Source organism: Marinobacter santoriniensis NKSG1, assembly GCF_000347775.1.
Lineage (GTDB): Bacteria > Pseudomonadota > Gammaproteobacteria > Pseudomonadales > Oleiphilaceae > Marinobacter > Marinobacter santoriniensis.
In genome coordinates, this window is record NZ_APAT01000018.1 from 13,871 (window position 1) to 40,106 (window position 26,236).

At 59.3% G+C, this 26,236-nt stretch carries 24 protein-coding genes; 9 read left to right on the forward strand and 15 right to left on the reverse strand.

The genetic code is table 11. The features are described 5' to 3' along the window. Window positions 1-2: 2 nt before the first annotated feature. The 4 genes from MSNKSG1_RS12295 to MSNKSG1_RS12305 form a co-directional block, all read right to left on the reverse strand. The gene (locus MSNKSG1_RS12295; RefSeq protein WP_264622972.1) at window positions 3-785 is read right to left on the reverse strand and encodes a porin; all 783 of its coding nucleotides are present in this window, start codon (window positions 783-785) and stop codon (window positions 3-5) included. Continuing rightward, a complete protein-coding gene (locus MSNKSG1_RS19450) occupies window positions 778-1,026 on the reverse strand; it encodes a porin (RefSeq protein ID WP_227498019.1) in 249 nt (82 codons plus the stop codon). The genes MSNKSG1_RS12295 and MSNKSG1_RS19450 overlap by 8 nt, the downstream gene beginning before the upstream one ends. A 219-nt stretch (window positions 1,027-1,245) precedes the next feature. Then, the gene (locus tag MSNKSG1_RS12300) at window positions 1,246-1,719 is read right to left on the reverse strand and encodes a Dps family protein (protein WP_008939604.1); all 474 of its coding nucleotides are present in this window, start codon (window positions 1,717-1,719) and stop codon (window positions 1,246-1,248) included. A 159-nt stretch (window positions 1,720-1,878) separates the two neighbouring features. After that, entirely contained in the window at window positions 1,879-3,321 is a 1,443-nt protein-coding gene (locus MSNKSG1_RS12305; RefSeq protein ID WP_008939605.1) for a dihydrolipoyl dehydrogenase, read from the reverse strand. Window positions 3,322-3,502: 181 nt separating this feature from the next. Between MSNKSG1_RS12305 and MSNKSG1_RS12310 the strand changes: the two genes are divergently transcribed. Beyond that, window positions 3,503-4,174, forward strand: coding sequence for a LysE family translocator (locus tag MSNKSG1_RS12310; RefSeq protein ID WP_008939606.1), 672 nt, complete (start codon window positions 3,503-3,505; stop codon window positions 4,172-4,174). Here the strand turns inward: MSNKSG1_RS12310 and MSNKSG1_RS12315 are convergent. Beyond that, complete coding sequence (locus MSNKSG1_RS12315) at window positions 4,119-5,171, reverse strand: 3-deoxy-7-phosphoheptulonate synthase (protein WP_008939607.1); 1,053 nt, start codon at window positions 5,169-5,171, stop codon at window positions 4,119-4,121. The two genes, MSNKSG1_RS12310 and MSNKSG1_RS12315, sit on opposite strands and share 56 nt — an antisense overlap. Before the next feature lie 354 nt (window positions 5,172-5,525). Here MSNKSG1_RS12315 and MSNKSG1_RS12320 point away from each other — a divergent pair, with 354 nt between their 5' ends. The 3 genes from MSNKSG1_RS12320 to MSNKSG1_RS12330 all read left to right on the forward strand — a co-directional run bounded on the left by MSNKSG1_RS12320 (window position 5,526) and on the right by MSNKSG1_RS12330 (window position 10,801). Then, window positions 5,526-6,323, forward strand: coding sequence for a secretin N-terminal domain-containing protein (locus tag MSNKSG1_RS12320; protein WP_008939608.1), 798 nt, complete (start codon window positions 5,526-5,528; stop codon window positions 6,321-6,323). A 294-nt stretch (window positions 6,324-6,617) separates the two neighbouring features. After that, window positions 6,618-7,721 carry an efflux RND transporter periplasmic adaptor subunit gene (locus tag MSNKSG1_RS12325; protein ID WP_008939609.1) on the forward strand — a complete coding sequence of 368 codons (1,104 nt, stop codon included), beginning with the start codon at window positions 6,618-6,620 and terminating at the stop codon, window positions 7,719-7,721. After that, window positions 7,721-10,801, forward strand: coding sequence for an efflux RND transporter permease subunit (locus tag MSNKSG1_RS12330; protein ID WP_008939610.1), 3,081 nt, complete (start codon window positions 7,721-7,723; stop codon window positions 10,799-10,801). Before MSNKSG1_RS12325 ends, MSNKSG1_RS12330 begins: the two co-directional genes overlap by 1 nt. A gap of 76 nt (window positions 10,802-10,877) precedes the next feature. On the opposite strand, the gene MSNKSG1_RS12335 is transcribed toward MSNKSG1_RS12330, so the two are convergent. Continuing rightward, on the reverse strand, window positions 10,878-11,798 hold the full coding sequence (locus tag MSNKSG1_RS12335) for an AraC family transcriptional regulator (protein WP_227498020.1): 921 nt from the start codon (window positions 11,796-11,798) through the stop codon (window positions 10,878-10,880). Window positions 11,799-11,938: 140 nt separating this feature from the next. Then, complete coding sequence (locus MSNKSG1_RS12340) at window positions 11,939-13,606, reverse strand: putative bifunctional diguanylate cyclase/phosphodiesterase (RefSeq protein WP_008939612.1); 1,668 nt, start codon at window positions 13,604-13,606, stop codon at window positions 11,939-11,941. Between the two features lie 241 nt (window positions 13,607-13,847). Here MSNKSG1_RS12340 and MSNKSG1_RS12345 point away from each other — a divergent pair, with 241 nt between their 5' ends. The 5 genes from MSNKSG1_RS12345 to MSNKSG1_RS12365 all read left to right on the forward strand — a co-directional run bounded on the left by MSNKSG1_RS12345 (window position 13,848) and on the right by MSNKSG1_RS12365 (window position 19,647). After that, entirely contained in the window at window positions 13,848-15,518 is a 1,671-nt protein-coding gene (locus MSNKSG1_RS12345; protein WP_008939613.1) for a methyl-accepting chemotaxis protein, read from the forward strand. Window positions 15,519-15,569: 51 nt separating this feature from the next. Beyond that, window positions 15,570-15,881, forward strand: coding sequence for a DUF3301 domain-containing protein (locus MSNKSG1_RS12350; RefSeq protein ID WP_040886902.1), 312 nt, complete (start codon window positions 15,570-15,572; stop codon window positions 15,879-15,881). Between the two features lie 164 nt (window positions 15,882-16,045). Further along, on the forward strand, window positions 16,046-17,356 hold the full coding sequence (locus MSNKSG1_RS12355) for a substrate-binding domain-containing protein (RefSeq protein ID WP_008939615.1): 1,311 nt from the start codon (window positions 16,046-16,048) through the stop codon (window positions 17,354-17,356). Between the two features lie 121 nt (window positions 17,357-17,477). Beyond that, a complete protein-coding gene (locus MSNKSG1_RS12360) occupies window positions 17,478-18,773 on the forward strand; it encodes a pyridoxal phosphate-dependent aminotransferase (RefSeq protein ID WP_008939616.1) in 1,296 nt (431 codons plus the stop codon). A 49-nt stretch (window positions 18,774-18,822) separates the two neighbouring features. Further along, window positions 18,823-19,647, forward strand: coding sequence for an inositol monophosphatase family protein (locus MSNKSG1_RS12365; RefSeq protein ID WP_008939617.1), 825 nt, complete (start codon window positions 18,823-18,825; stop codon window positions 19,645-19,647). A gap of 408 nt (window positions 19,648-20,055) precedes the next feature. Here the strand turns inward: MSNKSG1_RS12365 and slmA are convergent, their stop codons facing one another. The 8 genes from slmA to MSNKSG1_RS12405 all read right to left on the reverse strand — a co-directional run bounded on the left by slmA (window position 20,056) and on the right by MSNKSG1_RS12405 (window position 26,206). Beyond that, entirely contained in the window at window positions 20,056-20,643 is a 588-nt protein-coding gene (gene slmA, locus MSNKSG1_RS12370) for a nucleoid occlusion factor SlmA (protein WP_008939618.1), read from the reverse strand. A gap of 90 nt (window positions 20,644-20,733) precedes the next feature. Next, the gene (locus tag MSNKSG1_RS12375; protein WP_008939619.1) at window positions 20,734-21,543 is read right to left on the reverse strand and encodes a thiazole synthase; all 810 of its coding nucleotides are present in this window, start codon (window positions 21,541-21,543) and stop codon (window positions 20,734-20,736) included. 75 nt (window positions 21,544-21,618) lie between these two features. Beyond that, entirely contained in the window at window positions 21,619-21,819 is a 201-nt protein-coding gene (thiS, locus tag MSNKSG1_RS12380) for a sulfur carrier protein ThiS (RefSeq protein ID WP_008939620.1), read from the reverse strand. A gap of 7 nt (window positions 21,820-21,826) precedes the next feature. Beyond that, window positions 21,827-22,249: a DUF423 domain-containing protein gene (locus tag MSNKSG1_RS12385; protein ID WP_008939621.1), complete on the reverse strand. Its 423-nt coding sequence runs from the start codon at window positions 22,247-22,249 to the stop codon at window positions 21,827-21,829. After that, window positions 22,239-23,039 (reverse strand): symmetrical bis(5'-nucleosyl)-tetraphosphatase, encoded by an 801-nt coding sequence (locus tag MSNKSG1_RS12390; protein WP_040886916.1) that lies wholly within the window; start codon window positions 23,037-23,039, stop codon window positions 22,239-22,241. The genes MSNKSG1_RS12385 and MSNKSG1_RS12390 overlap by 11 nt, the downstream gene beginning before the upstream one ends. Beyond that, window positions 23,032-23,856, reverse strand: a complete 825-nt coding sequence (gene rsmA / locus MSNKSG1_RS12395; RefSeq protein WP_008939623.1) for a 16S rRNA (adenine(1518)-N(6)/adenine(1519)-N(6))-dimethyltransferase RsmA — start codon at window positions 23,854-23,856, stop codon at window positions 23,032-23,034. Before rsmA ends, MSNKSG1_RS12390 begins: the two co-directional genes overlap by 8 nt. After that, the gene (gene pdxA, locus MSNKSG1_RS12400; protein ID WP_008939624.1) at window positions 23,853-24,863 is read right to left on the reverse strand and encodes a 4-hydroxythreonine-4-phosphate dehydrogenase PdxA; all 1,011 of its coding nucleotides are present in this window, start codon (window positions 24,861-24,863) and stop codon (window positions 23,853-23,855) included. The genes rsmA and pdxA overlap by 4 nt, the downstream gene beginning before the upstream one ends. After that, entirely contained in the window at window positions 24,860-26,206 is a 1,347-nt protein-coding gene (locus MSNKSG1_RS12405; protein ID WP_040886917.1) for a peptidylprolyl isomerase, read from the reverse strand. Before MSNKSG1_RS12405 ends, pdxA begins: the two co-directional genes overlap by 4 nt. Window positions 26,207-26,236 lie beyond the last annotated feature (30 nt).

The following is a 26,236-nucleotide window of genomic DNA, read 5'->3' on the forward strand; positions in this document are numbered from 1 at the left end:
TATTACATTGAAAACTTGTGCTCGAAACCGACGCCGAAGGTTGTGTCGTCGATAGCGAGCGCTCCAGCGCCGGTATTGTCTGACTCAACCTTGGCGAAATAACCAAATACCTTGCTGGCTTTGGCCATTTTGTAGTCCGCACCGACAGCCGTCAGCTTCACCTTGTCACTGGTCAGGTCGGTATCAGTCACACCGTATTGCGCCTTCAGTTTCCAGCGATCAACCTTGAACGCACCACTGACGATGTAGGTCGTGTCCTTGAAGTCCCCACCATCAAACGCAGAATCCGAGCTCTTGGACTGCTGGACGAGCGCGCCCACTTCAAACTGGTCCATGTTCACTTTGGCAGCGACGTGCATGGCATCAACCAGAGTGTCGGCATTGCCAAGATCAAACAGATTGGTCTTGATCTCCGAGTCATAGCCGACGGAGCCGTACAGCATGCCATTGTCAAAGACGACAGAGCTGGAAAAGCCGTCGGCCGGACCGTCACGACGATCGGCAAAATCTGTGTTGCCTTCTCCGGGCACCATTGCCACGTTAACGGTTACCGCATTGGCCAGCTTCGGCGTGCTGTACTGAATGATATTGCTGATCCGTTCGGAGCCACCGACGATGGTATTGATGTCACCACGCAGATCGCCAAACTGATCGATCTCACCCTGAGATTTCTTGAACGGGCTATCAAACTTGCCCGCAATCAGCCGGCCGAGGGTCGCGTGTTCAAACCCGCCAAAAATGTTGCGCTGGGAAAAGGTTTGTCCCTTGTTGTCGCCATCATCCACGGCAATCTGGAATTCCGCCTGATAGACCGCTTATCAGCTGGTCGACGTCCAGATCCAGAGCACCTTTGACTCCGATGCGTGAAGAGTTGCTTTCCAGCTTCCACTCATCGTTGGTGCCATTGTCCTGATTCTCATAGGACACGTTCACTTTGCCGTAAACGGTCGGCCCTTTATCAGCAAGCGCGACGGACGGCACGACAACCATGGAACCTACAGCCAGGGCCAGCAATTGCTTTTTCATTCATCTCTCTCCATCAGTGATCGAATATGATCGGTGGGTAACTGAGTGGGGAAAGAATGACGGTAAATTATTTCAGATTGCTTACACCTTCATTTCAGTTATATGAATCGTCTTGATCAGCCCCTGCAGCCAGGGTCGGCAGAATAACCTTGAGAAGGCAGAATGGCCGGAACGAAAAATGGCGGCTGACGCCGCCATTTCAAAGACGTTAAAGGCCTATCACTGGCCCAGGTAGCTTCGATACATCCAGACCGTTTTCTCCTGCTGGGAAATATAGTCGCTCATCAGGGCAACCGTGCCTTCGTCGTCGGCATCGCCGGCCAGATTCAGAAGGTTACGCTGCTTGCCAATCAGTTTTCCGAAACTCTCCAAGATGTTTTCCACGGCTTCACGACCGTCCGACACATCCTTTCGCTCAGGAATTTCGGAGCGTTCCATGTAAGTACTGTAGGCGTGGGCCGGACGGTGACCAAGAGTCAGGACACGCTCCGCAATCTCGTCGATCTTGAGCAGCAGATCGTCGTAGAGTTCTTCGAATTTGGCATGCAACTCGAAGAAATTTTCACCCTTGATATTCCAGTGGTAACCGCGGACGTTCATGTAAAAAATCTGGTAGTTGGACAGCAAATCGTTAAGAGCGTCCGCGAGGCCCCCCGTTTTTGCCTGATCCAGTCCAATGAAGTTCTTCGCCATTTTGGCCTCCTTGAGAGTTACTCCAGAAAACTCAGTACATTATGGAAACCAAACCGGACGCCAGGAAGTGATATCAGACAATCCGGATGATAGCCAATACCTATAAATAACAACTCGATGAAACCCGGTCGCTATGAAAACTTTGAACAGACCGGTGTTTCAGCCCCCCGGCCCACATTCCAGACAGCCCTCGGCTGGCGAAGGCCCGATGGCCAGATTCCGGTTCAGGTCTTTCAGCGCGGTCCGGAGCCCCTCCTCAATGACCGGATGGTAAAATGGCATATCAAGCATCTCGCTGACCGTCATACGCTTCTGGGCGCACCAGGCCAGAAGGTGACCGATATGCTCTGCTGCCGGGCCGAACATTTCGGCCCCCATGAACAGGCCGCTGCCGTGTTCGCCATAGACCTTTAGCAGCCCCCGGTTCTTGCCCACCACCCGGGCGCGTCCCTGCTCCGCAAAAGACACCTCTCCTACGGCAAAACACTCCTGGCATCGCTCTCGCACCTGGTCCACCGTCAGGCCGACCGTGGCAATCTGCGGATCGGTAAACACCACGGCCAGCGGCGTGCGCCGCAACCCGGTACGCACATCGGGCCAGCGGGCGGCGTTCGTTCCGGCGATCCGCCCCTCATCGGCGGCTTCGTGAAGCAGGGGCTTTTCGTGGTTGGCGTCCCCCGCAATGAAAATGTGACTGTCGCCACACCGCAGGGTATACGGATCAAATATCGGCGAGCCGTTCGCATCGAGTTCGATATCCGCGTTCTGGACGTCAAGGTCGTCGACATTGGGTCGGCGTCCCGTCGCAGCAAGCAGGTAGTCGAACGTCTCCGTGATGATCTCACCGTCGGAACTGCGGAACGTCACCTGGACCCCGGAATCGTCGCGGGAGACCCCACTGACCTCGGACGATGGATCCAGAGGAAACTCCTGATTGAACGTTTCCAGGGCACAGGCGCGGATCGCCTCGTCGCGGATTGGCCCCACCGGACCGCCGACACCAAACATCCGGACCCGAACACCAAGCCGGCTCAGCGCCTGTCCCAGCTCCAGTCCTATGACACCGGGACCAAACACGGCGACCGACTCAGGCAGATCGGTCCAGTCAAAGATATCGTCATTGACCACGAGCCGATCTCCCGCTTCCCTGAGCATCTTCGGGATGTTCGGCCGAGCACCGGTTGCAATGACGATCCGGTCTGCAACAACCTCCACCGCGTCTCCCACGACCAGACGATGGGGTGCGATGAACCGGGCATGCCCCATCAGCCGGTGTGCTTCGGGAAAGGATTCCACGGTTTTAACTACCGATCCGGCAAACCGGTCGCGCTCCCGACGCACACGCTCCATGACGGCCCTGCCATCAATGGTCACGGCATCCGCACGAATACCGAAGGCGTCACCCTGGCGCATGGCGTCGGCATGGTCAGCGGCGGCAATCAGTAATTTGCTGGGCATACAGCCCACACGTGCACAGGTGGTGCCATAGCGGTCACCTTCGATCAGAACCACCCGGTCGGTAAGCTTGCGTACGCTCTGATAGGCCACCATTCCCGCCGTCCCGGCTCCGATGATTGCCACATCCACTTCTCGCTTTTCCACCCTGCGCCTCCTGATCCGACGTGTGGCCGGTTCATTGTTGAATGTTCCCTGGAAGGTTCAGTATAGAGGTTCCGGCCCGGTTGTCGTAAAGCCGGGGGTAATAGAGGCGGGGCAGACAGCAGGACGGAAATCGCATACCCTTGGCCACTGCAACAGGAAAGCCCGATGCGGAGCCCATAGGATGATCCAGTACTGGCCGGAGTTTCTGACAATTGTCGTCGCCCACCTGCTGGCTGTGGTCAGCCCGGGGCCGGATTTTGCGGTCATGCTGCGCCAGGCGTTGTGCCAGACACGGCGTAATGCGTTGCTGAGCGCCGCGGGTGTGGGGGCCGGCATCCTGGTGCATGTCACCTATTCACTGCTGGGTATTGGCTGGTTGATCCAGCAGTCCATTGTCCTGTTCACCGCACTGAAAATCGTCGGCGCCCTGTACCTCGGCTGGATTGCGATCCAGTGCCTGCGCGCCCGGGCCGGTAGCATCCACGTGGAAACGACCTCTGGCCCCGAACAGTCCGCCCTGGCCGCCTTCCGACTGGGTTTTCTGACCAACGCACTGAACCCGAAAGCGACCCTGTTTTTCGTCGCTCTTTTCTCTGTTGTGATCAGTCCCGGAACACCGCTGATGATTCAGGCCGGTTACGGGGTGTACATGGCCATTGCCACCGGTATCTGGTTCTCTCTGGTGGCGGTGTTCTTCACTCTGCCACGTGTACGCCAGGCCTTCGGTCGCTTCGGACACTGGCTGGACCGGCTCATGGGTAGTCTCCTGCTCCTGCTGGCGGCCGAACTCCTGTTCTCTACAGTGACCGAATCAGAGCCTCTGTCTGCGACCATCCCAGGCACGGATCGGTAATCGAGCAGCCATAAACCAGGTCAGGGCCATCGTTCTGACGCCCCGGTTCCAGGAAGCTTTCGAGCATCAGACCCCGGATGTGGTCATTGCCGGCCCGGCGCTGGGCCATGACTTCGCGGGCAATGTCGATCTGGCGCTCTGCCTGTTTGCGGGCGTTATCGTGACTGCAATCCACCATCACGCTGGTAGACAGGCCCGCGGAGGTCAACTCATCCACGGTCTGGGCAATGCTGTCAGCATCGTAGTTGGTGATCCCCCGGCCACCGCGGAGTACAAGATGGGTGTCCGGATTGCCCCGGGTCGAGATCATCACCGGAGCACCGCTGGCCGAGACCCCCAGATGATGGTGCGGATGACCTGCCGATTTCATGGCGTTGGTCGCCACCCCGATGCTGCCATCGGTTCCGTTCTTGAATCCGACCGGCATCGGCAGACCGCTGACCATTTCACGATGAACCTGGGATTCGGTCGTGCGGGCCCCGATGGCAGTCCAGCTGACGAGGTCACCCAGGTAGTCCATCACCAGCGGACTCAGTGCCTCCGTGGCCAGCGGCAGGCCCAGACCCGCCAACTCCAGCAACAGCATCCGGGAACGCCGGAGTCCCTGCTCAATGTCACCATGACCATTGCGCTCCGGATCGTAGAGCAATCCCTTCCAGCCAACCGTCGTTCGCGGCTTTTCCAGATAGGCCCGCATCACGATCAGGCAACGGTCCTTGACCTCATCCGAGAGCGCCTTGAGTTTGCGACCATACTCCAGGGCAGCCTGTTCGTCGTGGATGGAGCAGGGTCCCATAACGATCAGCATCCGCGTGTCACGCCCCTGCAAAATGGCCCGGACGGCGTCCCGTTGGGCGCCTATCCGGGCCATAAGGTCCAGGCTTGCAGGATAATCGCGGCGGAGCTGTTCGGGCGATGGCAATGCTCTCTCTTTCCGGTGACAACTGGCCGCGGCGAGTCCCTCGTTCAGTGTTTCGGCGTTGACTGGCATGTTCATAGCGTGGTTCCCGTTTCCCTGTATCAGAATCAAAAAAGCCCCGGCTGGGCTACCAGTCGGGGCTTTTTGAGTCCGGTGGCAGCCTGGGTGTCTGCCGGGCTGCCTTCCTCGTATGTTTCGGATTAAGCGTCCGATAGGCGGCCCGGGTTCTGGCTAAAATAAAAGCCATAACCAAACCACCAGAAAAACACAGCAGCGACCGCCGCCGTCAGCCTGATCGGGCTGAAAGCTTGCGAAAGATTGAATTGACAGGTCGCGCTCGAAATATTCATGCTCTTCACTATATACCCCCGGTTTCAGGCTTGGCAACCTGCTGGCCAGACTTTTTGCAGACGTTCTTTATCCGGAGACTCCATGAATCGAACCGTTTTCCCCCAACTGAGGCTGTTGCTCGTCCTGATAGTGACGGTTCCTCTCTGGCTGGCTGCGGCGAGCGCACAGGCGCAGACCGAGACCCGGATCTATCAACTGACTGCGCGTACCGGAGACGACGTCGCCACGCAAATACGCGACCTCTACCAGGACAGTCAGATCACTGTCACTGCAAGGGGGCAACAACTGGTCGTGCGTGGCGAACCCAGGCTTCTTGACGAGATCGGTACCCTGGTCCAGTCCCTGGATGTAGCCCCGGCGCAAATCCGGATTACGGTTCGAACCCGGGAAGACATCGGCGGTAAAGAGTCCGGCGGAGGCGTCAGCGGCAACGACAAATCGCTGCGAATCGAGGCGCAGAACAAGGTCATCACCACGGCAAACCAGGCACAGCGGACCATCATCGTCCAGGACGGCCAGACTGCCCAGATCACCTCTGGTCAGGTCCGGACCCTGCCCTTCGCCATCCGCGGCGGCCGGAACCCGGCCACCATCCTCGAACAGGTCAAGACGCATTCCGGTTTCCTGGTCAGCCCCCAGGTCATCTCCGACCAGACCGTTGAACTGAACATTGTGTCTTTCGAGGAGGATCCGGCCCAGATCCAGGGTTACGACACAGAGGCCCTGCTGACGATTCGGCGGGTGGAACCCGGACACTGGGTCTCGCTGGGAAGCGTCGATACCAGCAATCAGAGTGCTAACAGTGACATCACCTACACGTTGAAGAGCAATCAATCCCGAAGCCGCATCGTCGACGTCAAGGTGGATATCCTTCGCTGATTGACTTGCCGACTAATCTCATGCCCCCACGCTCTCGTAATTCTGTCACCTAGAGTGATTTACGATACCGGACGAACGTCAAAAAAAAGCATCCTGGACCCGACTCAGACCAACCGGGCGAAAACAGTAACGAGAATTACTCACAAACGGGTGACAAACCGTTACCAGTTTTTATAGGATGCTATGTTTCGTGAACTTCATTTAATGAACGAGCTCAACAGCCCCGTCTGAACGAACTATCCACACGGTTTGTTCAGGCACACTCACATGGATACGGATTCCAGGATATTCATTATGCGTACTGCCTCCCGCTTCGTGATTGTCATCATTCTCCTTGGCGTCGTCCTTGGCGGCATTTTCGGGTACAAGTTCTACCAGTTCGGACAGATGAAGGAAAAGATGTCCCAGCCCCAGCCGCCGACCGCCATTTCCGCTACGGACGCAAAGGTCGAGAAATGGACCCCCAGCATCAAGGCCGTGGGCAGTATTGAGGCGGTCAATGGCGTTCAGGTCGCCAACGAGGTCCCCGGGGTGATTCAGAGCATCGAATTCGAGTCAGGCGATACCGTTAAAGAAGGCGATGTCCTGATCCGCCTGAACTCCGAGATCGACGAAGCAGCCCTGCGCACCCGTCGCGCCGAAGCCCAGCTGGCCCAGCAGGAGTTCAAGCGGGTATCGGACCTGCTCCCGAAACGGGCGGTATCGCAGTCACAGTACGACGAGGCAAAGGCAAACTATGACGCGGCGCGCGCCCGGGTGAACGAGGCCGAAGCGCAACTTGGCAAGAAAGTGATCCGGGCACCGTTCGACGGCAGGCTGGGCATCCGGATGGTGGACCAGGGCGAATACATTGCGACCGGCACACCCATCGTCGAGGTCAACATGCTCGACCCGATCTACGTCGATTACACCCTCTCCGAGAAAAATCTGCCCAATGTCGCCACGGGCTATCCGGTGGTTGCAACGGTGGCCGCCGTTCCGGACATGGCCTTCAACGGCAAGGTCAGTGCGATCAATACCTCGGTGAATCCACAAACCCGTACAGTTCGTGTCCGCGCGACCGTGAGCAACCCGGATAACCTCCTCCGGCCGGGCATGTTCGCGACCATCCAGACCGAACAACCCGAGCAGAACGAGGTGGTAACCGTCCCCCGTACCGCCATCTCCTACAACACCTATGGAGATTTCGTCTTTGCCGTCGAGAAGAACGACAATGGCGACCTGGTGGTCAAACGTCGCACCGTAACCACTGGCCAGACCCGGGACGGTCGCGTGGCAGTTCTGTCCGGCCTGAAAGCCGGCGACACCGTGGTATCCAAAGGCCTGCTGAGACTCCGCGCCGGCCAGAAGGTCCAGATTCAGGAAGCGCAAGACAACACGCAGGAGGCGTCTGAATAATGCGGTTTACCGACATTTTCGTCCGCCGTCCCGTACTGGCGACGGTGGTGAGCCTGCTGATCCTTCTGATCGGCGCACGGGCCGCCATGGAGATGGAGATCCGGCAGTATCCGGAACTGGAGAGCACCACCGTAACCGTCACCACGGCTTACCCCGGTGCCAGCTCTGACCTGATCAAGGGCTTCATCACCACGCCCCTGCAACAGGCCATTGCCGAAGCCAGCGGCATCGACTACCTGACCTCCACCAGTTCACAGGGCACGTCGAAGATTGAAGCGCACATGCAGCTCAACTACGACGCCAATGCCGCCCTGGCCGAGATCCAGGCGAAGGTTGCCAGTCAGCGCAACGTATTGCCCGCCGAAGCCCAGGATCCGATCATTGAGTCGTCCACTGGCGACTCAACGGCCTTGATGTACATCGCCTTCTACAGTGAGGAACTGGCGGTTCCCGAGATCACGGATTACCTGACGCGCGTGGTACAGCCCAAACTGCAGGCCCTCTCCGGCGTCGGCAAGGCCCGCCTGATTGGTCGGCAGTTTGCCCTGCGCGTATGGCTCGATCCTGAGCGTCTGGCCGCGGTCAACCTCACGCCCACCGAGGTGGCCGCCAAGCTGCGCGCCAACAACTACCAGGCCGCAGTGGGCAACACCAAAGGACAGTATGTCGAGGTCGCAATGACCAGCGACACCGATGTGGCTGATCCTGACAACTTCCGCAACCTCGTGGTCAAGACCCAGGACGGCACCCAGATTCGCCTGCAGGATATTGCCCGGGTGGAGCTCGGCTCGGCAAGCTACAACGAACTTGCACTGTACAAAGGCAAGCCGGCCACCTACGTTGCCATCGAGCTGGCACCGGGCGCCAACCCGTTGACCGTCGCCAATCTGGTCAAGGGCGCCCTGCCGGATATCGAAAGTCAGTTGCCGTCCGGACTGGATGTTCGCCTGGCCTATGACGCGTCGGACTTCATCCAGGATTCCATTGACGAAGTCATCAAGACCCTGGCCGAAGCATTGATCATCGTACTCGTGGTCGTGTTCCTGTGCCTGGGCTCCGTCCGGGCTTCGGTGGTGCCTTCGGTGGCGGTTCCACTGTCCCTGATCGGGGGCGCCTTTGTGATGCTGATGTTCGGTTTCTCGCTGAACCTGCTCACGCTGCTATCGATGGTGCTGGCGATCGGGCTGGTCGTGGACGATGCCATTATCATCGTTGAGAACGTGCACCGACATATCGAAGAAGGCGAGTCAAAGTTCGACGCGGCTCTCCACGGCGCCCGGGAAATGGCAACTCCGATCATCGCCATGACCACCACCCTGGTCGCCGTTTATGCGCCCATCGGTTTCATGGGAGGCCTGGTAGGCTCCCTGTTCACCGAATTCGCCTTTACTCTCGCCGGTACCGTGGTGATCTCAGGCATCGTCGCCCTGACCCTGTCCCCCATGGTTTCCGGTAAGGTCCTGAAGCCTCATGGCAGTTCCGGCCGGTTCGAACAGGTGGTGGAGCGAACGTTCAACGGCCTCTCCAGCGGCTACAAATCGGCTCTCAGCTCCCTGATGCAGACCAAATCAGTGGTGGTGTTCTTCGCCGCGGTGGTACTCGGGTCCATCTACTTCATGGTGGCCATGAGCCAGAACGAACTGGCGCCCACGGAAGACCAGGGCATTCTGTTCTACCAGGGGCTGGGGCCGCAGACGGCAACACTGGACTATCTGAGGGAGAACGGGGCCGAGATCCAGAACCGCATGTCCAAACTGCCGGGCTACAACGAGGACTTCATGGTTATCGGCTTCACGGGACCGAATGCGGTTTTCGGCGGCTACAAGATGAAGCCCTGGAGCGAACGGGATGTCTCCCAGTTTGAAGTGCAGCCCATTCTCAATGCCGAGCTGAAAAAGGTGACCGGTCTGCAGACAGCAGTCTTCCCCAGGCCTTCCCTCCCGGGTTCCGGCGGTGGCCTGCCCTTCCAGTTCGTGATCACCACAGGCAACAGCTATGACCAGCTGAACCAGGCAGCCGACCAACTCCTCGGCAAGGCCATGGGCAGCGGCAACTTCCTGTTCCTGCAGAAGTCGATCAACTTCGACAAACCGGTCACCCGAATCCACGTCGACCGCGACCGGGTCGCGGATCTCGGCCTGTCCATGCAGGACATCGGCCAGGCGCTGTCCAGCATGCTGGGTGGCGGTTACGTCAACCGGTTCAGCATGGAAGGCCGGTCGTACAAGGTGATCCCCCAGGTGGATCAGAAATTCCGTCTGGATGAGCAGGCGCTGAACGACTATTACGTTCGCAGCGGCAACGGTGAACTGGTCCCCCTGGGCAGCGTCGTGAGCTTCACCCGGGACGTGGAACCGTCGAATCGTACCCAATTCAACCAGCTCAACTCACTGACCCTTCAGGGTGTGATCAAGCCGGGTGTCGCCATGGGCAGCGCGATGGACTACATGGAACAGACCGCCAGGGACACACTGCCCCAGGGGTACAGCTTCGACTACACCGGCCAGACCCGTCAGCAGGCGAACCAGGGTAACGCCCTGATGGTGACCTTCTTCCTGTCACTGCTGGTGATCTACCTGGTACTGGCGGCGCAGTTCGAGAGCTGGCGTGATCCACTGATCATCCTGGTGTCGGTCCCGATGTCGGTTGCCGGTGCCATGTCGTTCATCGTGCTGGGCTTCGCGTCCATGAACATCTATACCCAGGTTGGGCTGATCACGCTGATCGGCGTGGTGTCGAAGAACGGCATACTGATCGTGGAGTTTGCCAACCTGCTGCAGAAGCAGAGGGGACTGGGCAAAGTCGAGGCGGTAATCGAAGCGGCAGCCATCCGGCTCCGGCCCATTATCATGACCTCGCTGGCCCTGATCGTTGCCATGATTCCGCTGTTGATCGCCGTAGGCGCGGGTGCGGAAAGCCGGTTTGCCATCGGCCTGACGATCAGTGCCGGCCTGGGCATTGGCACGTTGTTCACTCTCTTCGTACTGCCCGCGTTCTACATCCTGCTGGCCCGGGATCACAACAAGGGCGGCGACGAGGATACCGATGGCACTCGGAAGGCGGTGGCCGCAAGCCACTGATCGATCGCCAACTGCGCAAGAAAAAACCGGCCACAAGGTGGCCGGTTTTTTTTATGGACGGAGGGTAGCTGGGATATCAGGCGAACTCATCGGCGGTATCCAGCAAACTTCGGCGCCACTGAACCGTCTGGCTGGGCAGTTCGCCAAAATGCTCACGGTAGAGTGCTGCAAACCGGCCCAGGTGGGAGAAGCCCTCATCGGCGGCGTACCAGGAAATGTGGGGAATCTCACACTGGCAGTCCACCAGCCTGCGCCGAACCCGGATAAGCCGGCATCGCTGGTAGAATCGATAGGGTGTCAACCCGGTCTCGCGCCGCATCAGGTAGTAGAGGTTGCGTTCACTGACCCCGGAATGCCGGGCCAGTTGAGGCAGATCGAACTCCCAGTCCGACTCCTGTTCAATTTTTTCAATCGCCCGTTGAAGACGCCGATCCAGGCTCGGCACACAGCACAGATCCACACCCTCCTCGCTCAGCGAATGCCGAATCAGGCCCTGGATCAGTTTGCGGGCACTCGCTACTGAATGAGCATGGGACCGGGCAAAGGCGACCTGAAACAGGAAGCGATCGAAGAGGGCACAGATGCGACTCCGGGAACCCCGTCGCCATTCCCCCTCAGCTTCCCCGGGGAATTCACGAGGAATCACCAACGCGACCTGGGAACCGGCACTCAGCTGAAACGCCAGCGAACCCGGAGATCGGGCGTCACCGGGCGCGAACGGAATCGCATCGTCTGCAGACTGCATGGCGCCGTTCAGAACCCGAATCCAGACCGGCGTAGAGGAGTGCCAGCCTTTGACGATCATCGGCCTGGAAGCCTGCAGACAAATGACGCTTCCGACCGGTGATTCCAGCAATGACAGCGCTCCCACCGGCGCCGAGGATTCCGGGCATTGCAGGTGGCACTCAAGGGCAGGGATATCGCTGAGCCTGCGGAGGGCTTCTTGCCACTCCTCGAGCGAAGCCCGATTCAGCTTCAGATAAGCTTCAAGCTCCAACTGTGTTGGATGCACCAATGGCATAAAGTTACAACAAATAGAGATGGTGCCCTTTTTTAGAACACCCGGTAAAAATCCCCTAGCCGAATTTTGCAAAATGCAGCTTCAAGAGACAGTTTCAGGTAAAGACTTGATTCTGATCAATTGTTGATCGGCAACAATGATTTCAGCTCTGCAGGACGGCCAAGAAGGAACCCTTGCCCTCGCATACATCCCAGCTCTCGCAGTTTCTCCAGCTGGGCCGCCGTTTCAATTCCCTCGGCAACAACCTCCATCTCCAGTGCGTCAGCAATGCCCAGAATCGCTGATACAATCCGGGAATCCCGACTGTTCTCTCCCAGACGTTGGGTAAACTGCCGGTCAATTTTAAGAACCTGGACCGGGAGTGTGTGCAGGTACGCAAGGGAGGAATACCCGGTACCAAAATCGTCAATGGCGACAGCCACGCCCCGCTCACGAAAGCTCGACAGGCGCTGAAGGCATCGCGGCGAGAGGTTCATCATATGCGTTTCAGTGATTTCCAGTTCAGGCTGCCATCCGAGGCCCTTCAATCGGTCGAAGAAGGGTGCGAGAACCACTTCCAGTCTGGAATCATTGATCTGGCGGGCGGAAATATTGATCGCCACCCGGCACCCCTCGTCAATACCCGGAACCAGTGCCGTAGGAAGATCTCTCATAACGCATCGGATCAGGTGTTCCGTTAACTCATGAATGTGTCCCCGATTCTCCGCAATAGGGACAAAATCCGCAGGTGATACGGAACCGAACTCGGGATGGCACCAACGCAGTAATGCCTCGTACCCAACCACCTGACCGGATTCCAGGTTGAGCTGCGGCTGAAACACGACGCTGAACTCCTCCGGGGCGGTTTTCAGCGACGCTACCAGCGCCTCGGAAAGGCGCTGGTGGCGCCGGCCCTGTTCGCTGTCCACTGCACTGTACATGCGATAGCAGGCCCGACCAGCAAGTTTGGCGCTGTACATGGCCCTGTCTGCATTCTGAAGCAACTCGGGGCCGGTTCGACCGTGATCCGGGAAAAGTGCCGCCCCCACCGATGCTGACAGGAAATACTCCCGCTGATCGACCACCACCGGGGCCTGAAAAATCCGGACCATGCGTTGGCAGATGCTGTCGGGCGTGTCCTGTCCGTTGAGCTCAACAATGGCGGCGAACTCGTCGCCGGACAGACGGGCCACCACGTCCCCCTCTCGCAGAACACTGCGCACACACTGGGCGGCCTCCTGCAGGACCCGGTCACCACATTCGTGACCATAGAGATCATTTATGGACTTGAAGAAATCCAGATCAACGAAAAGAACCGCGAAGCCCCGACGCGTTGTCTCTTTCTGTGATACCCGGGCTTTCAGGAACTCCTTGAAAAGCGCACGATTAGGCAGTTCGGTCAAAGGATCGTAATACGCCAGAGAGGCCAGGCGCTCGTCATTCTCTGTCAGCTCGCCGATGTCCATGAAAACACCTGCAAACATCCGTGTGCCGGCAAAATCCACGGGATAGATCGATAGCCATTGGGGATAGACTTCGCCGTTCTTGCGCCGGTTCCAGATCAAACCTTCCCAGCGGCCCCGCTGCGACAACCCCTCCCACATAGACCGGTAAAATTGTGCTGAATGGAGCCCGGAGCTGAGCACCGATGGCGGCTTGCCGACCACGTCGTCCGCCTGATATCCCGTTACCGACCGGAACATCCGGTTGACGTAAGTAATTCTCGGCTCTGGCGTCGCCAGCATGATGGCCCGGGGATGATTGTCTATCAAAGACTTGAAGTCTTGTTGTTGTAGTGCCTGCATCGTCTTTCGGATCCTCCGTCCTGATAACCTGATCCATGGTCCGACCAGTCCCCGGTTTATAAGCATAGGGCGGAAATGTCGCCAACCTAGCCACATATTGCAAAACGCCGCGTTATTCGACGAAAGCATGATGAAAAGTGACGAATTGTCGCAAGTTTGCAGTATCCGGATATCGCGTTGGCAATTGGGCGTCGATAGTGGGTGAAAGAACGAAAAAAATACTGCGCGTGCGGAGAAAACGATGAGACGGAACGAGCCAGTCACCCAGAAGGAGCGTACCTACCCTGCTACCTATCACCTGATCACCACCACCGACATCAAGGGACGAATCACCGCGGCCAATGACGAGTTCGCCGAGGTCGCCGGATACACCGTCGAGGAACTGGTCGGGCAGCCCCACAACCTGATTCGTCACCCGGACATGCCACCAGGCGCATTTGCAGACCTGTGGGACACTATCAAATCGGGGGAATCCTGGCGGGGCATGGTCAAGAACCGTTGCAAGAACGGCGATCACTATTGGGTAGACGCCTTTGTAACCCCCATCCGTCAGCACGGAAAGATTGTCGAGTTCCAGTCTGTCCGGGTGTGTCCGACCCGGGACCAGATCCGACGGGCAGAGAAGGTGTATCACACCTGGAATCAGGGGAAGGTACCCCGTCGGTATCAGGCACTCAGCCCGTCACTGACGTGGAAAATCGGGTGTCTTTACGGCGTTCTCGCTCTCGCGTTACCCGCCATCGGGCTTACCGGCGGCCTGCCGGTGGCCAGCGTAGCGGTGCTCGAAGCACTGTTGTTTACCGTGTTTGCCGTCCTCTTCACCCTGACCCGCCCCATGGTGCAGAGTGCCCGCCTCGCCTGCTGCGAAGCTCATCCGGCGATGCCCTGGATCTACACCGGCCGGCGGGATGAGGGCGCCTGGATCGAGTTCGACCGACAGAAGAGAGACCACACCCTGAGAGCTGTCTCAGCGCGCATGCACGCCAACATCGGTCGCCTGCACGGGCGCAAGCAGAAGACCATGGAATGGGTGAACCAGTCCGTGGAGAGTATTCGCCACCAGCAAGGGGACATCCAGGACATTAGCCGGGCCTTCGAGGAATTATCGGTAAGTGTCGATCGGGTCAGCGAGCTGACCGCCCGTACTCACGATGCCACCCGGGACGCCCGCCAGTCCGCCAGCCAGAGCGGCGAACAGATGGCGCGGGTGAATCAGGCCCTCTCCGATCTGGCCGGTCGGCTGACACTGGCCCGGCAGCACATGACCACCCTTGGCGAAAAGAGCGATGCCATCGGCCTGGTGCTGGACGTCATTTCCGACATTGCGGAACAGACCAACCTTCTGGCACTCAATGCCGCCATCGAAGCCGCCCGGGCGGGTGAATCCGGACGAGGGTTTGCCGTAGTTGCCGACGAGGTCCGCGGTCTGGCCCGGCGGACCCACGATTCCACACGCAAGATCGAAGAAATGATCGATGCGCTGCAGAAGGAAACCCGAAGCGTCGCCGATGTGATCGCCGAAGGAACGAAAGCCTGCGAAGACACCTCGAGTATCGCGGAAGAAGCCAACACCAGCATTGACCATACCCTTCGGGACGTCGATGTCATCGCCAGCTGCACCCAGGAAGTGGCCGGCGCCACCGAGCAACAGTCCGCTCTGAGCCTGCAGGTCGGGCGTCAGGCAGAACGCCTTCTGGAGATGGGCAACCGGTCGGTCCAGAGTAGCGAAAGCGCTCATGAGGAATCCGAACAACTGGGTCATAACGTGGACCAGGCCCAGCTGCTTACCAGTCATTTCCTGCAGATGCTGTGCGACAAACTCGTCCCTGTCAGCCAGGGGGCGCCAACCGGCCTGACGCCGGCGAAAGGCCCTGCGGCTGATGGCAAGCGGGCATTCCCCGAGCCGGCATGATGCGGTAGTCTGGCGTTCCAAAACGCCAAGACACGGGGAATTCTTCTGAATCTGACACTGGAAACGCTGTTCTGGCTACTCGTCGGCGGTTTTTGCGCCTGGTACTGGTGGCGCGCGAAGGCGATCAAGGATTCGGTACTCCAGGCCGCTCGCCGGTACTGCAAAACCATGGACGTCATGCTGCTGGACGATGCCGTCTACCTTCGCGGGCTCTGGTTCAAGCGCGACAACCAGGGCCACCTCCGCGTCTGGCGACGTTTCCTGTTCGACTTTACGGCAACCGGCGAGGAACGTTACACCGGCCGGGTGATCATGCTGGGCGCCAGTATCATCCACATGGAACTGGAACCCCACCGATTCTGAACATCGCTGCGTCCCCGGAAGCTCCGGACCGGTTACAAACTCTTACCATTTTCCGCGCCGTGGAGCCCATCAAAACTCCCCCCTGAAACATAAATGTCACATTTCTGAATCACTCTGACGCGACGCAACTATCTGTCTTGTCGATATTTTTCAGGAAATCACACATGATCAGGAAGAACACCTACCGACTGGCATGGCTCCTTGCCAGTCTCCTACTCAGCCACGCCGCGCTCGCTGTCGATCTCGAAATCCAGGGATCGAACACGGTTGGTGCAGCCCTGGCACCGATGCTGGTAACCGCCTACCTCGAGCAGCGCACCGGGCACAGGGTCCGAGAGGAAGGCACCGGCCGGGAAAACGAGAAACGCCTGACGGCACTGGATGGCACCAGCCGGATCAGCGTACTGGTCGCGGCCCATGGTTCCAGCACGGGCTTCAAGGCCATGGCGGCCGGACACGCGGACATCTGGGCCGCATCCCGCCCGGCGAAGGTGAAAGAAATCCAGAGCTTCAGTGATCGGGCCGACCTGACATCGATGGACAGCGAACACGTGATCGCTATTGATGGCCTTGCGGTTCTGGTCAACCCGGCAAATCCGGTCAGCCAGCTGGGTATCGACACGCTCGGCAAAATCTTTTCCGGAGAGATCAGTAACTGGTCCGAAGTGGGTGGGCCAAACCGCAAGATCCATATCTATGCCCGCGACGATCGTTCCGGTACCTGGGACACGTTCAAATCCCTGGTTCTGGGCAAGCGATACAGCCTCTCCCAAACCGCCAAACGCTACGAGTCCAACGACCGTCTTTCAGATGATGTCAGTCAGGATCCGGGCGGAATCGGCTTTGCCGGCCTCGCCTCGGTCAGGAACAGCAAGGTGCTGGCCATATCCGACGGCGATGCACCGGCTCTGAAACCCAATCAGTTGACCGTAGCCAGTGAGGACTATCCCCTGGCACGGCGGCTGTTCATGTATACGCCGGGTTCCAGGGTTACACCCATGGCCGCAGCGCTGGTCGATTTTGCCTTGAGCAGCAAGGGGCAGGCGATCGTTGCCAAATCGGGGTTCATTTCCCAGAACCCGATCGCCGTCAAACCCGACTTCGATGCCACCGTGCCTGATACCTTCCGCCGGTTGACCGCCCATTATCAGCGACTGACGGTGAACTTTCGCTTTTCCCGTGGACGCACCAAACTGGATAACAAGGCCATGCGGGATCTGCGACGGGTCAAACAGTACCTCGAGCAACACGGGCGAAGCGCAGACGACCTGATGCTGATCGGATTTGCCGACCGCCAGAGCAATGAACTGCGGGCCCAGCTCATCTCCGAATTACGGGCGCTGTCTGTCCGCAAGGCACTCAACGAGCTCAAGGTTAACGACGTCGCCTATACCGGATATGGGCATTACATGCCCGTGGGAGGCAAGGGCAGCCCCAGAAACGGACGCGTCGAGGTCTGGATCCGGTCTCTCTGAACCGCCCTCTTCGACCAAAGTCGGGGGTTCGGATGCGGCAAACACTTATCCGCACCCTCGTCACAGATATGTTTGGGTTTCCTATACTGTTCCTGTCAAAGCCAACCAACAGACTGGGACAATGGACATACAAACCGACCACCGTTTCGCGATCAACCTCAACGTCCGGGGCATCCAGCCCTCCGCCACCCTCCGCATCAACGAACTGAGCAACCAGCTTCGAGCCGAAGGCAAAGACATCATCAAACTCGGCCTGGGACAGTCCCCGTTCCCGGTCCCTGATCGCGTGGTGGAAGCGCTCAAAGAGCACGCCCACGAAAAGGACTACCTTCCCGTCAGGGGCCTGAAAGGCCTGCGTGAAGCCATTGCCGGCTACATCAATCGCAGTGAGCGCATGCGCTGCACCTGGGAGGACGTACTCATCGGCCCGGGCTCCAAGGAGCTGCTGTTCATGCTGCAACTGGCCTACTACGGCGACCTGCTGATTCCCCGCCCGAGCTGGGTATCCTACGCGCCCCAGGCCCGAATCATCGGCCGCTCCGTCCACTGGCTGCCCACCCATGCCGAGAACAACTGGCAGCTCACCGCCGAAGAGCTGGACATCATCTGCCGCGATGACCCCTCCCGTCCGCGGATCCTGATCCTGAACTACCCGTCCAACCCGACTGGCTGTACCTATACCGACGACCAGCTGCTGGCGATTGCCAACGTCGCCCGCAAGTACAAGCTGATCCTGCTGTCGGACGAGATCTACGGCGAAGTGCATTTCGAAGGCAAGCACAAATCCATTGCCCGTTACTATCCGGAAGGCACGATCATCAGCACGGGTCTGTCCAAGTGGGCCGGTGCCGGCGGCTGGCGAGTGGGCACCTTCATTTTCCCGCCGGAGTTGCGGCCCCTGCAGGACGCCATGGCCATTATCGCCAGCGAAACCTACACGGCCACCAGCGCCCCCATCCAGCACGCGTCCATCACCGCCTTTAACGGCGGGGAAGACATCGACGAGTATCTCAACCAGTCACGGCGGGTACTCAAGGTGGTTGGCGAGTACATGCACAAGCGTCTGACGGACATGGGCGCCGTGGTTCAGAAGCCCCAGGGAGCCTTCTACGTGTTCCCGGATTTCTCGAACTTCCGCGACAAGCTCGCCCGCAAGGACATCATGACGTCACAGGCCTTCTGCACCGCACTGCTGGAAAACACCGGCGTTGCCATCCTGCCTTCGAGCGACTTCGGTTTCGTACCGGATCACCTGGGTGCCCGACTGGCGTTTGTCGACTTCGATGGTGCCGGAGCCCTGAAGCTCGCCGGCGGTGATTACGCTGAACAGGAACTGGGCGACAGCTTCGTCGAGCAGGCCTGTCCGCGCCTGGTGACCGCCATGGACAAGATGGAACGCTGGCTCAACAGCCTGTAACTCCTTCGTGTTAGACTGGCGCCCTCATTCGAGATCCTACGGGGGCGCCATGTCTGATTCCACTTCTCTTCGCGACATTACCGACTTTGCCGAATCCCTGGCACTGGATGCCGGTGTTCTGATCCGGAGAGAACGGGAAACCAGCACCCTGCGCACGGATTACAAACACCAGACCGAGTTGGTGACCCACGCCGATGTCATGGCGGACGAATTCATCACCGGCGCCATCCGCAAACGGTTTCCCGATCACCGAATCCTGTCCGAAGAAACCATGCCGGACCTGTCCCAGGCGGAAGAGCTGGACACGCCGCTGTGGATCGTTGATCCGATTGATGGCACGGTGAATTACGCGTACGGCCACCCCCAGGTTGCCGTGTCGATTGCCTACGCCGAAAAAGGCGAAGTTCAGGCAGGTGTCGTCCACGCCCCCTTCCCCGGCGAAACCTTCCGCGCCACCAAAGGTGAAGGCGCAACGCTCAACGGCCAGCCCATCCGGCACAGCGGGGCCACCGAACCACGGCAATCCCTGTTCGCCACCGGATTTCCCTACGACAAGGACAATCTCGAACCCCTGGTCCGCCGCCTGGACGCCATGATCCACCAATGCCGGGACCTGCGCCGGATCGGCTCAGCCGCTTTGGATATCTGCTGGGTGGCCTGTGGCCGGCTGGATGTCTACTACGAGAACGTGAGTCCCTGGGACTTTGCGGCCGCACGCCTGATTGCAAAAGAAGCTGGTGCCACGGCCGGGCACTTCGGCGACGTCCCGGAAGGTTACCCGGCCGACCTCTGGGGCCGCGACATCCTGATCTCCGCGCCCGCAGTCTGGGAGCCGGTTCGTTCTATTCTCCGGTCTGCTTCGGGGTATGACTGAAACTTCGGCCTCATGCCTGGCCTGCTCCCCAGCCTTCGTGCTTTGCGGGCTGGCCCGATGGGAGCATCCCTTTCCCGGAACCGCTACAAGCACATCCCTGTGCGCTTGACTCCGGCCATCCATGGCCTCCGACATTCCGGGAAAGGGATGCTCCCATCGGACCGATCAGGCTCAAAGTGATATCAGGCTGTGGAAATCTACAATTTGGGGTGTTACGGCCCGGTATTGAAGGATATATCTGACGACTTTGCAGGGAGCGGTGGGATTGCTCTGCACAGAATGTAGAAGGCCAGGGATGGCCTGAAACAAGCGCACATGGATGTGCTCGTAGCGGTTCTGTGCAGAGCAATCCCACCGTTCCCCTGCACCCAAACTTTCAGGCTAGGTTCAGAGAAGCCCCTGCCCAAATCAGCCCCAGACACTCTCGGAAACCAGCCCCCAGCTTTCCTCGAAGTCCGTGGAGGGCAGCCGGGAAAACGACGACCGGATAAACCGCTGGATGCGTCCCTCGAGGAACACCATTACGAAGTCGGCACCCCGAGCTGCACTGGTGCGCGGACGCAGACCCTCGCGGATTTCACCTTCCTTCAGGGCCTGGCGAATCTGAGTTTCCAGACGTTCGAAGAACTGGGATGCGCGCTTTCGCAAAGCCTCGTTTTCGCCCATCAGGGCATCACCGGTCAGCACACAGCACAAGCCAGGATTCCTCTCGGCAAACACCAGCACGAGATGCACCAATTGCTGCAACCGTGTACGCACATCCTCCTGCTCCTGGAGGATCACCTGGCAACGGGAAAACACAGCGTCCTCGGCGAACTCGATCAGCGCCTCGAACATTTTTCGTTTGCTGGGGAAGTGGCGGTACAGTGCCGCCTCGGTGACACCCACGGTTCTGGCCAGGCCGGCGGTGGTGATGCGGGCACCGGGGTCGGTTTCCAGCAACGCCACGAGGGCCTGGAGGATCGCCTCTCGGCGACTCGGTTTCTGGTCGGTCATGACAGGACTACAGCGCTCTGAGTATTTGTTATGAAAGCCGGCGTCTGGCGGCCGGCTTTTAATAATTACCGATTGGGATTGTGCCCGAGTTCAGAAGAAGGTGCCATCAATGGGGGATGAGGCACTGGCATAGAGTTTCTTGGGCATACGACCGGCGAGGTAGGACTCACGACCCGATTCGATGGCCAGACGCATCGCATTGGCCATGCGGATCGGGTCTTTCGCCTGGGCAATGGCGGTGTTCATCAGGACACCATCGCAGCCCAGTTCCATGGCAATGGTGGCATCCGATGCGGTACCGACACCGGCGTCCACCAGAACCGGCACACTGGCGTTCTCGACGATCAGCCGGATGTTATAGCGATTCTGGATACCGAGTCCCGACCCGATCGGCGCACCCAGCGGCATGATGGCGACGCACCCCATGTCTTCCAGGCGTTTGGCCAGAAGCGGGTCGTCGGAACAGTAGACCATCACCTTGAAACCGTCAGCGATCAGTTCTTCGGCAGCGACCAGCGTTTCGGTCATATTCGGGTAGAGGGTTTTCTCTTCGCCGAGCACCTCGAGCTTCACCAGGTCGTGACCGTCCAGGAGTTCACGGGCCAGTTTGCAGGTGCGTACCGCATCCCGGGCGGTGTAGCAGCCGGCGGTATTGGGCAAGATGGTGTAGGTGTCGGGTGAAATGACGTCCAGCAGATTGGGTTCATCCGGGTTCTGGCCCAGGTTGGTCCGGCGCACGGCTACAGTCACGATCTCGGCACCACTGGCCTCAATCGCGTGGCCCGTCTCCATCAGGTCCCGATATTTGCCGGTGCCGACCAGCAATCTCGACTGGTAGACCTTTCCGGCGATTTCCAGGGGCTTGTCTTCGGGCAATGCAATTTCGGGGGTATCAGTCATAAGATTTCCGAGCTGTTCTGTTCATCAACAATTTATAGAAAAGACGCCGCCTCGCGTCGGCCGTGTACGCTGTCGTCAGCCACCACCGATCGCATGCACCACCTCCACCCGGTCTCCATCATTGAGCTGAAATTCCGCATGCCGACTTCGCGGGACGATGTCCTCGTTCACCTCAACCGCAAGGCGCTTGCCAGAGAGCGCCAGGTGCTCAATCAGAATCGACACGGTGGCCCCGTCCGGAAGCTGCATTGCATCGCCGTTCACATTGACCTGCATAGTGCACTCACACCTCTTTTTGCCCGGCTCGTTGCCGGACGCCGGCCGTTATCAGCAGCGCCCAGCCAACCATAAAACAGAGACCGCCCATGGGCGTAACTGGCCCCAACCAGTGCGCTCCAACCAGCACCAGCAGATACAGGCTACCGCAAAAAAGCACGATGCCCGCCAGGAAAAACCGCGCGGCCCACTCCAGCAGACGACTCGACAGTCCCCGACCGGCCAGCAGGGATACCAATACCAGCGCCAGAGCATGGTACATCTGATAGGTGACCGCGGTCTGAAACACCTCCAGTGTCCGGTCGCTCACCATGGATCTGAGGCCATGGGCCCCGAATGCGCCAGCCATCACAGCCAACAGCGCAAAACCGGCGCCGGTGACCAGCGGCCAGCGTAACAGGGGTTCCGTTGGGGCGTGCTCAGCAGTCACAGTGGATTCTCTCCCCGGTATCCAGGTTCATCACCGTCAACGCCCCGCCCCAGACACAACCGGTATCCAGGCCGATGAACCGCTCGCTGCCGGTATTGCCTTCGAGGGCGGCCCAATGGCCGAAAATCACCCGCACACGATCGGCACGGGGGAAATGGAACCAGGGCTCGAACCCTTCGGGCGCATTGCCCGCCGATTCCTTGGTCGCCAGTTCCAGCGTGCCATCTCGGGCAATAAAGCGCATCCGGGTGAAGTAGTTGGTGATCATCCGCCACCGGTCCATGCCTTCGAGTGATGGTGTCCAGCAGCCCGGTTCATTACCGTACATGTGACTGAAGTAATACTCCGCATCGTCGCCTCGGATCACCGCCTCCACTTCCCGGGCAAGCGCAACCGCCTCGCCTACGCTCCAGATGTGCGGCAGTCCGGCGTGTGCCATGAGCAGATCCCGACGCTCATCGTAGACACAAAAGCTCTGGCGTCGCAGCCATTCCACGAGATCGTCGCAGTCCGGCGCTTCCAGTATCTCGTGCAGTGTGTCCTTGCTTTTGGTGGCATGGCCGCCGAGCGCGACAGCCAGCAGATGCAGATCGTGATTGCCGAGCACCACCTCGGCACTGGCACCGAGACTCTTTATGTAACGCAGAGTCTCAAGTGAGTCGGGACCGCGGTTGATCAGGTCCCCGGCCACCCACAGACGGTCCCGGGAGGGTGAGAAACTCACCCTGTCCAGGACATCCCTGAGACGCTCGTAACAACCCTGAATGTCTCCGATGGCGTAGTCAGTCATCGCCGCCCTCATTACCGGATCCGGATGTCTGGTCGACCAGGAAATCCGCGATGCGCACGTACTCCTCCAGGCCAAGATTCTCGGGCCGCAGTCCATCATCAATGCCAAGTTCACGCAACTGTTCGGCCGAGATCAGCCCGGCCAGCCCCTTGCGCAGAGTCTTCCTGCGCGCGTTAAAGGCGGTCCGGACAACCGTCTGCAGCGTGCGGAGATCTTTGGCCGGATGAGGCAGCCGGTCATGGGGCACCAGGCGGACAATGGCGGAGTCCACCTTCGGCGCCGGCTTGAAGGCACCCGGGCCCACTTCAAACAGCGGCTGAACCTTGCAGAAATACTGGGCCATGATACCCAGACGTCCGTAATGGCGATCTCCCGGCACAGCGGCCAGGCGCTGCACCACCTCTTTCTGCAGCATGAAATGCATGTCCTTCACCACGCCCGCCTGCTCCAGCAGGTGGAAAATCAGCGGCGTCGAGATGTTGTAGGGCAGATTCCCGATGATTCGCAACGGGGTGCCTTCCATCAACTGGCTGAAATCGAACGTCAGCGCATCCGCTTCATGGATTCGGAATTCCGGGTAGTTGAAAAACTTGGTCCGGAGCACCGGTATCAGATCCCGGTCGAGCTCGACCACCTGCAACCGAGGGTTCACCGTCAGGATTTCCTCGGTAATCGCACCCAGACCGGGGCCGATTTCCACCAGGGCGTCTTCCGGCTTCGGATTGATTGCGCGCACGATACGCTCGATCACCCCGGGATCGTGCAGGAAATTCTGCCCAAAACGTTTTCTTGCCTGATGTCCGGTTTTCTGGCTCACGATGACCTCTCTTGCCTGGCCGCCTGACGGCACCGGGCCATGTGCTCGCCTACCCGGATGGCGGTGTGAAGGCTGCCGGCATCCGCCGTACCGGTCCCGGCCAGATCCAGAGCGGTACCATGATCCACCGAGGTGCGCACGATCGGCAGCCCGAGGGTAATGTTCACCGCACGACCAAAACCCTGGAACTTCAGCACCGGAAGGCCCTGGTCGTGATACATCGCCAACACGGCATCGGCATTGTCCAGCCAGTGCGGCGTAAACAGTGTGTCCGCGGGCATGGGACCGGTGAGCACAATGCCCTCGGAGCGGAGCCGGTCCAGCGTCGGCTCGATGACGTCGATTTCCTCATGGCCCAGATGGCCACCCTCCCCGGCATGGGGATTGAGCCCTGCAACAAGGATCCGCGGGTGCTCAATGCCGAAGAAGGTTTTCAGATCGGCGTTGAGTATCCGGATCACCTGAGCCAGTCGCTCGGGTGTGATGGCATCGGCCACGTCTCTCAACGGCAAGTGGGTGGTTGCCAGTGCAACCCGGAGTTCCTCCGTGGCCAGCATCATGACAACCCGCTCCACCCCGCACATATCCTGCAGGAACTCGGTGTGACCGCTGAACGGGATGCCGGCCTCGTTGATCACGCCTTTGTGGACCGGTGCGGTGACCATGCCATCCACAACACCATCCAGACAGGCCCTGGCGGCCGTTTCGAGGGTGTCCAGCACATAACGACTGTTGGCCGGATCCGTCACACCCGGCTCCAGACCGGAGCATCCTTCCACGGGCCAAACCGAGAGCACGCCGGGCTCACAACGAGCGGTGTCGCCGGGTTGCCAGGTGTGCAGCTCTACATCCAGCCCAAGGCTCTTTGCCCTGGCCGCCAGCAGGTCCGGACTGGCCACCACCACAATGCCGGCCTGACGCTGTTCAAGCGCCAGCTGCAGGCACAGCTCCGGACCAATACCGCCGGGTTCACCGGCGGTCAATGCCAGAGTCACGGCGCTGGTCATGAGGACTGGTCTGCCTCGCCTGTCGAGTTCTCATCCCGGGCATACTTGCCCTTGAACTCCACGAAGGCTTCGTCACGTATTTCCTGCAGCCATTTCTGCAATTCGATTTCGAACTTGCGACGATAGATCGCCTGGCGGGCATCGGACTCACGCATTTCGCTGCTGACGTCTTTCGTACGCTTATCCAGCACCTGAAGTATGTGCCAGCCGAAGCGAGACCGGAACGGCCCCTCCAATTCACCCACGGGCGCCTCGATCATGACCTGCTCAAAGGCAGGCACCATCTGTCCACGACTGACCCAGCCGAGGTTGCCGCCATCGGAACCGGAGACCGGGTCATCCGAATACTCCTTCGCCAGTTTCTCGAAGTCAGCGCCGTCCTTCAGTTGCTGGTAGATGTCCCGGATGCGGGCTTCCGCCTCGTCGTCGGTCCGGGCATCGGACGGACGCACCAGGATGTGTCGCACCTTATACTGTTCGACGAGCTGCTTCTCCTTGCCACCCTTTTTATCCATCACCATCACCAGGTGAAAGCCGCTCTTGTTCTCCAGCACCCGGGAAGGCTCTCCAACAGGCAGTTTCGGTACAATAGGTGCGACCAGGGACGGCAACTGGCTTTCCGTCCGCCAGCCCATGTCGCCGCCATCGAGAGCGTTATTGGCATCCGACTCCGCCACGGCAACCTCTCGGAAGTCCCGGCCGTTCACGATCTGCTGACGCAGATTCTCAGCCTTTTTCCGGGCGGCGTTGACGGCCGCGTCGTTGTCGGGATCCGACACCTGGATAAAGATATAGGCCAGATGGTATTGGGCACTGTCTGCCCCCTGGTTTTGCTTGGCCTCCAGATAATTTGACACTTCGCGGTCAGTGACACGGACCCGGTTGCCGACCTGGCGTTGCTGTACCCGGCTGGTCAGCATCTGATTGCGGATCTGTTCCCGGGCCTGTCGATAGGTAACACCTTCAGCGCCAAGCTGCTGCTCGAACTCGGCCAGCGTCATGCCATTCTGCTTGGCAATGTTGGTCATGGTGTCATTCAGCTCATTATCGCTGATCCGCATACCCATCTTGTCGGCCATCTGCAGCTGGATGGATTCGGTCACCAGCTGGTCCAGTACGCGGCGCTCCAAAACGTCCCGTGGCGGTAACCCGGTACCCTGGGACTGCAACCGGTTCACGATGGTTTCAATCCTGGCATCAAGCTGGCTTTGAAGAATGACGTCATCGTCAACAATGGCCACTACCTGATCGAGCAGCTTACGCTCAGCGTGGGCCGTCACAGACAGCACGAGCATCAGCAGCAACAGGAAACTTCTTGCACCCTGGCGAAAGGTCGCCCTCATAATCACCTCTTCATTGAATGGTGGCATGCA

Coding starts and splice junctions, on each gene's coding strand:
- slmA (WP_008939618.1), bottom strand. CDS start 20,643: ATGACCGACCAGAAACCGAGTCGCCGAGAGGCGATCCTCCAGGCCCTC.
- MSNKSG1_RS19450 (WP_227498019.1), bottom strand. CDS start 1,026: ATGAAAAAGCAATTGCTGGCCCTGGCTGTAGGTTCCATGGTTGTCGTG.
- MSNKSG1_RS12345 (WP_008939613.1), top strand. CDS start 13,848: ATGAGACGGAACGAGCCAGTCACCCAGAAGGAGCGTACCTACCCTGCT.
- MSNKSG1_RS12310 (WP_008939606.1), top strand. CDS start 3,503: ATGATCCAGTACTGGCCGGAGTTTCTGACAATTGTCGTCGCCCACCTG.
- MSNKSG1_RS12330 (WP_008939610.1), top strand. CDS start 7,721: ATGCGGTTTACCGACATTTTCGTCCGCCGTCCCGTACTGGCGACGGTG.
- MSNKSG1_RS12340 (WP_008939612.1), bottom strand. CDS start 13,606: ATGCAGGCACTACAACAACAAGACTTCAAGTCTTTGATAGACAATCAT.
- MSNKSG1_RS12390 (WP_040886916.1), bottom strand. CDS start 23,039: ATGACTGACTACGCCATCGGAGACATTCAGGGTTGTTACGAGCGTCTC.
- pdxA (WP_008939624.1), bottom strand. CDS start 24,863: ATGACCAGCGCCGTGACTCTGGCATTGACCGCCGGTGAACCCGGCGGT.
- MSNKSG1_RS12405 (WP_040886917.1), bottom strand. CDS start 26,206: ATGAGGGCGACCTTTCGCCAGGGTGCAAGAAGTTTCCTGTTGCTGCTG.
- MSNKSG1_RS12315 (WP_008939607.1), bottom strand. CDS start 5,171: ATGAACATGCCAGTCAACGCCGAAACACTGAACGAGGGACTCGCCGCG.
- MSNKSG1_RS12300 (WP_008939604.1), bottom strand. CDS start 1,719: ATGGCGAAGAACTTCATTGGACTGGATCAGGCAAAAACGGGGGGCCTC.
- MSNKSG1_RS12320 (WP_008939608.1), top strand. CDS start 5,526: ATGAATCGAACCGTTTTCCCCCAACTGAGGCTGTTGCTCGTCCTGATA.
- MSNKSG1_RS12375 (WP_008939619.1), bottom strand. CDS start 21,543: ATGACTGATACCCCCGAAATTGCATTGCCCGAAGACAAGCCCCTGGAA.
- MSNKSG1_RS12365 (WP_008939617.1), top strand. CDS start 18,823: ATGTCTGATTCCACTTCTCTTCGCGACATTACCGACTTTGCCGAATCC.
- thiS (WP_008939620.1), bottom strand. CDS start 21,819: ATGCAGGTCAATGTGAACGGCGATGCAATGCAGCTTCCGGACGGGGCC.
- MSNKSG1_RS12360 (WP_008939616.1), top strand. CDS start 17,478: ATGGACATACAAACCGACCACCGTTTCGCGATCAACCTCAACGTCCGG.
- MSNKSG1_RS12355 (WP_008939615.1), top strand. CDS start 16,046: ATGATCAGGAAGAACACCTACCGACTGGCATGGCTCCTTGCCAGTCTC.
- MSNKSG1_RS12325 (WP_008939609.1), top strand. CDS start 6,618: ATGCGTACTGCCTCCCGCTTCGTGATTGTCATCATTCTCCTTGGCGTC.